The organism is Thermophilibacter sp. ET337, from assembly GCF_024733715.1.
Lineage (GTDB): Bacteria > Actinomycetota > Coriobacteriia > Coriobacteriales > Atopobiaceae > Thermophilibacter.
On the sequence record NZ_JANRHO010000018.1, the window covers coordinates 1 to 5,142 of the forward strand.

3 rRNA genes are annotated in these 5,142 nt (G+C 61.2%); all 3 read right to left on the bottom strand.

Annotated features, from left to right (window positions below):
• Positions 1-17 precede the first annotated feature (17 nt).
• The 3 genes from rrf to NW198_RS09620 all read right to left on the bottom strand — a co-directional run bounded on the left by rrf (position 18) and on the right by NW198_RS09620 (position 4,911).
• A 5S ribosomal RNA gene (gene rrf, locus NW198_RS09610) occupies positions 18-133 on the bottom strand.
• Positions 134-229: 96 nt separating this feature from the next.
• Positions 230-3,166, bottom strand: a 23S ribosomal RNA gene (locus tag NW198_RS09615).
• Positions 3,167-3,399: 233 nt separating this feature from the next.
• Positions 3,400-4,911: ribosomal RNA gene (locus NW198_RS09620) — 16S ribosomal RNA — on the bottom strand.
• The 16S, 23S and 5S rRNA genes sit together here, the layout of an rRNA operon.
• Between the last annotated feature and the right edge of the window lie 231 nt (positions 4,912-5,142).

Sequence of the window (5,142 nt, forward strand, 5' to 3'; positions counted from 1 at the left end):
GCAAAATGCCCCTTGTTGGTCAGCGACGTCCTGCTCTCCCACGGACTGACTCCGCAGTACCATCGGCGCTCGGGGGCTTAACTTCCGGGTTCGGAATGGGACCGGGTGTGCCTCCCCTGCCATGGTCGCTGACCAACAAGGGGCATTCTGCTGTCCCGGGGCGGCTCTCGCCGTGCCCTGGGGGCCGCACAGCGTGACGAGAGCCCCTCCGCCCGATCGCAGTCAGAAGGAAGAGAAGAGCTCGGCCGATTAGTACCGCTCGACTCAACGCCTCACGGCGCTTACATCTGCGGCCTATCGAACTCGTGGTCTACGAGTGGCCTTACCGAAGGGAGAACTCATCTCGGGACTGGCTTCCCGCTTAGATGCTTTCAGCGGTTATCCGAACCGGACTCAGCTACCGGGCGATGCCGTTGGTCGACAACCCGTACACCGGAGGTCCGTCCACCCCGGTCCTCTCGTACTAGGGGCAGCCTCCCTCAGTTCTCCTACGCCCACGGAGGATAGGGACCGAACTGTCTCACGACGTTCTGAACCCAGCTCGCGTACCGCTTTAAATGGCGAACAGCCATACCCTTGGGACCTGCTCCGGCCCCAGGATGCGATGAGCCGACATCGAGGTGCCAAACCTTCCCGTCGATGTGGACTCTTGGGGAAGATCAGCCTGTTATCCCCGGAGTACCTTTTATCCGTTGAGCGACGGCCATACCACGCTGAGCCGCCGGATCACTAGAACCTGGTTTCCCATCTGCTCGACCTGTCCGTCTCGCAGTCAAGCCTGCTTATGCTCTTGCACTCAAAGGGACGGTTGCCGACCGTCCTGAGCAGACCTTACGTGCGCCTCCGTTACTCTTTAGGAGGCGACCGCCCCAGTCAAACTACCCACCTGACACGGTCCCCACGCCGGGTGACGGTCGCGGGTTAGGATGCCAGAACGTCGAGGGTGGTATTCCAAGGGCGACTCCCCAGAGACTGGCGTCCCTGGTTCAGCGTCTCCCACCTATCCTCTACACGACGAACCGGCAGCCAATGTCAAGCTGCAGTAAAGGTTCACGGGGTCTTTCCGTCCTTCCGCGGGTAAGTCGCATCTTCACGACTAGTGCAATTTCACCGGGTCCATGGTTGAGACAGCGCCCAAATCGTTACGCCTTTCGTGCAGGTCGGAACTTACCCGACAAGGAATTTCGCTACCTTAGGACCGTTATAGTTACGGCCGCCGTTTACCGGGGCTTGGATTCGCCGCTTCGCTCGCGCTGACGGCTCCTCGTGACCTTCCGGCACCGGGCAGGCGTCAGACCCTATACGTCGTCTTACGACTTCAGCAGAGTCCTGTGTTTTTGATAAACAGTCGCTTGGGCCTATTTACTGTGGCCGCCCTGGGCTCGGGGAGCAAGTCCCTCCACCCGAGGCGGCACCCCTTCTCCCGAAGTTACGGGGCAATTTTGCCGAGTTCCTTAACCATGGTTCTCCCGATCGCCTTGGTATGCTCTACCCACCCACCTGTGTCGGTTTGCGGTACGGGCCCCTGCGGGCTCCCTAGGGGGTTTTCTCGGGAGCATGGGCTCACTGGCTTCGCTCAGTCGCTTCGTCCGGCACCTCAGCCGTCGCGGGCGGCGCGTTTCACTACCGCCCAGCCTACGTGCCATCGCGGGGACGTCCAGAACCCCGTCCAGCTACCCTTCTCCGTCGCCCCATCGGTGTTAGCGCCCGTTCGGGGGTGCAGGAATGTCCACCTGCTGTGCATCGGCTACGCCTTCCGGCCTCGCCTTAGCTCCCGACTGACCCTGGGAGGATTAGCCTTGCCCAGGAAACCTTGGGTTTACGGCGGGGGCGTTTTCCACGCCCCTCTCGTTACTCATGCCAGCATTCTCACTTCCGGCCGCTCCACCGCCGGTTGCCCCGACGGCTTCGCCGCGGACGGAAAGCTCCCCTACCGCTAGATGAAATCTAGCCCGCCGCTTCGGTGCCGTGCTTAGCCCCGTATATTGTCGGCGCATGTCCACTCGACCAGTGAGCTATTACGCACTCTTTAAATGAATGGCTGCTTCTAAGCCAACATCCTGGTTGTCTGGGCAGACGCACATCCTTTGCCACTTAGCACGGACTTCGGGACCTTAGCGGGCGGTCTGGGCTGTTTCCCTTTCGAACACACAGCTTAGCCCACATGTTCTGACTCCCGGACTCTGGACCGGCGGTATTCGGAGTTTGATTGGAGTTGGTAGGCGGTGAGGCCCCCGCGTCCATTCAGTGCTCTACCCCCGCAGGTAAACGTCCGAGGCTAGCCCTAAAGCTATTTCGGGGAGAACGAGATATCTCCGGGTTTGATAGGCCTTTCACTCCTATCCACAGGTCATCCCCCCAGTTTTCAACCTAGGTGGGTTCGGCCCTCCACGGGGTCTTACCCCCGCTTCAGCCTGCCCATGGATAGCTCACCCGGCTTCGCGTCTACGGCGCGCGACTGCTCGCCCGGTTGGGACTCGCTTTCGCTGCGGCTCGCTTCGTGGCTTAACCTCGCCACGCGCCGTAACTCGCTGGCTCATTCTACAAAAGGCACGCCGTCACAGCGCAAGCGCTGCTCCGACTGCTTGTAGGCAAACGGTTTCAGGTACTATTTCACTCCCCTCCCGGGGTGCTTTTCACCTTTCCCTCACGGTACTGGTCCACTATCGGTCACAGGAGAGTATTTAGGATTGGAGGGTGGACCCCCCGGGTTCCCACCGGGTTTCACGTGTCCGGCGGTACTCAGGTACCAAGCGGCAGACCTCGCGGATTCGCGTACGGGGCTCTAACCCTGTACCGCCGGCCTTCCCATGCCGTTCCGCTTCCACGAGGTTTTGTGACTGCGCAGTGCTTGGCCCTACAACCCCGGCGGCGCCGAAGCGGCCGCCGGTTTGTCCTAGGTCCCCGTTCGCTCGCCACTACTAGGGGAATCTCGCTTGATTTCTCTTCCTCGGGGTACTTAGATGTTTCAGTTCCCCCGGTTGCCTCCACCCGGCCTATGTGTTCAGCCGGGGGTGACGGGAAATGACTCCCGCCGGGTTTGCCCATTCGGAGATCCGCGGGTCGAGCGGGCATGTGCCCCTAACCGCGGCTTATCGCAGCTTGTCGCGTCCTTCGTCGGCTTCCTGTGCCAAGGCATCCACCGTTTGCCCTTACCATCTTCTCTTCGTTCGATGGCTCGAACATACTTCGTCGCGCGGGGCGCTCGGCCCCGCGTCTTCAGATGCGATCTTCTTGAGGAAAATCTTTCGTCACGCTATGCAGCTCTCAAGGTACGGCGGGGGAGTCCCCCGGGGACCGGACACTGCGCGCCCTGGGGCGCGGCGAAGACAGCGTCAGCGGGACTGACGGGGCGTCCGTCAATGAAGTTGTCATCTTCTAAGAAGCTGATCTCCCTAGAAAGGAGGTGATCCAGCCGCACCTTCCGGTACGGCTACCTTGTTACGACTTCACCCCCCTTACCAACCACACCTTCGGCGCCTCCCTCACGAGGTTGGGCCGACGACTTCGGGTGCAATCGACTCGGGTGGTGTGACGGGCGGTGTGTACAAGGCCCGGGAACGCATTCACCGCGGCGTGCTGATCCGCGATTACTAGCAACTCCGACTTCATGGAGGCGGGTTGCAGCCTCCAATCCGAACTGGGGCCGGCTTTGGGGATTCGCTCCCGCTCGCGCGGTGGCAGCCCATTGTGCCGGCCATTGTAGCACGTGTGCAGCCCAGGACATAAGGGGCATGATGACTTGACGTCATCCCCACCTTCCTCCGGCTTGACGCCGGCGGTCTCGCATGGGTGCCCGGCCGAACCGCTGGCAACATGCGACGGGGGTTGCGCTCGTTGCGGGACTTAACCCAACATCTCACGACACGAGCTGACGACAGCCATGCACCACCTGTCTAGGCTCCTCTCGGCCACGGCGTTTCCGCCGCTTCACCTAGATGTCAAGCCCTGGTAAGGTTCTTCGCGTTGCTTCGAATTAAGCCACATGCTCCGCTGCTTGTGCGGGCCCCCGTCAATTCCTTTGAGTTTTAGCCTTGCGGCCGTACTCCCCAGGCGGGACACTTAATGCGTTAGCTGCGGCACGGAGGGAGGCTCCCCCCACACCTAGTGTCCATCGTTTACGGCTAGGACTACCAGGGTATCTAATCCTGTTCGCTCCCCTAGCTTTCGCTCCTCAGCGTCAGTTGTGGCCCAGAAGGCCGCCTTCGCCACCGGTGTTCTTCCAAATATCTGCGCATTCCACCGCTACACTTGGAATTCCGCCTTCCCCTACCAAACTCAAGTCCGCCGGTATCGGGAGCGGGCGGGGGTTGAGCCCCCGGATTTGACTCCCGACCTAACGGACCGCCTACGAGCGCTTTACGCCCAATGAATCCGGATAACGCTCGCCCCCTACGTATTACCGCGGCTGCTGGCACGTAGTTAGCCGGGGCTTCTTCTGCAGGTACCGTCAGGTTGCCCCCTCGTCCCTGCTGAAAGCGGTTTACGACCCGAAGGCCTTCGTCCCGCACGCGGCGTCGCTGCGTCAGGCTTTCGCCCATTGCGCAAGATTCCCCACTGCTGCCTCCCGTAGGAGTCTGGGCCGTGTCTCAGTCCCAATCTGGCTGGTCGGTCTCTCAACCCAGCTACCCATAATCGCCTTGGTGGGCCGTTGCCCCACCAACTAGCTAACAGGCCGCGGGCCCATCCCTCGCCGTCTGGGCTTTCCCGCCTCCCCCATGCGGGGGCTGCGGAGTATCCGGTATTACCCACGGTTTCCCGAGGCTGTCCCGGAGCGAGGGGCAGGTTGCCCACGTGTTACTCAGCCGTTCGCCACTTTATGCACACCCGGAGGTGCTTTAACCGTTCGACTTGCATGTGTTAGGCGCGCCGCCAGCGTTCATCCTGAGCCAGGATCGAACTCTCCGTTCAAAGAGCCGGCTTGGAGCCGGCGACTCTGTGAGTGGAACGTCCGTCCCGCCAAAGATCCCGCTGATCTCGGATTCAGTGAAATTGACGTGTCTGATTAGCTCAGATCTCGAATTTCGCTAAAGTCTGTCTTCGTCGATCTCTCGATCGCAGTATCCGGTTCTCAAGGTACTCCCGCGCAGGTCGTGGGCCGTGGCCGCGTCGCTGCGCGGGGAATAACTATACGCACCCCGG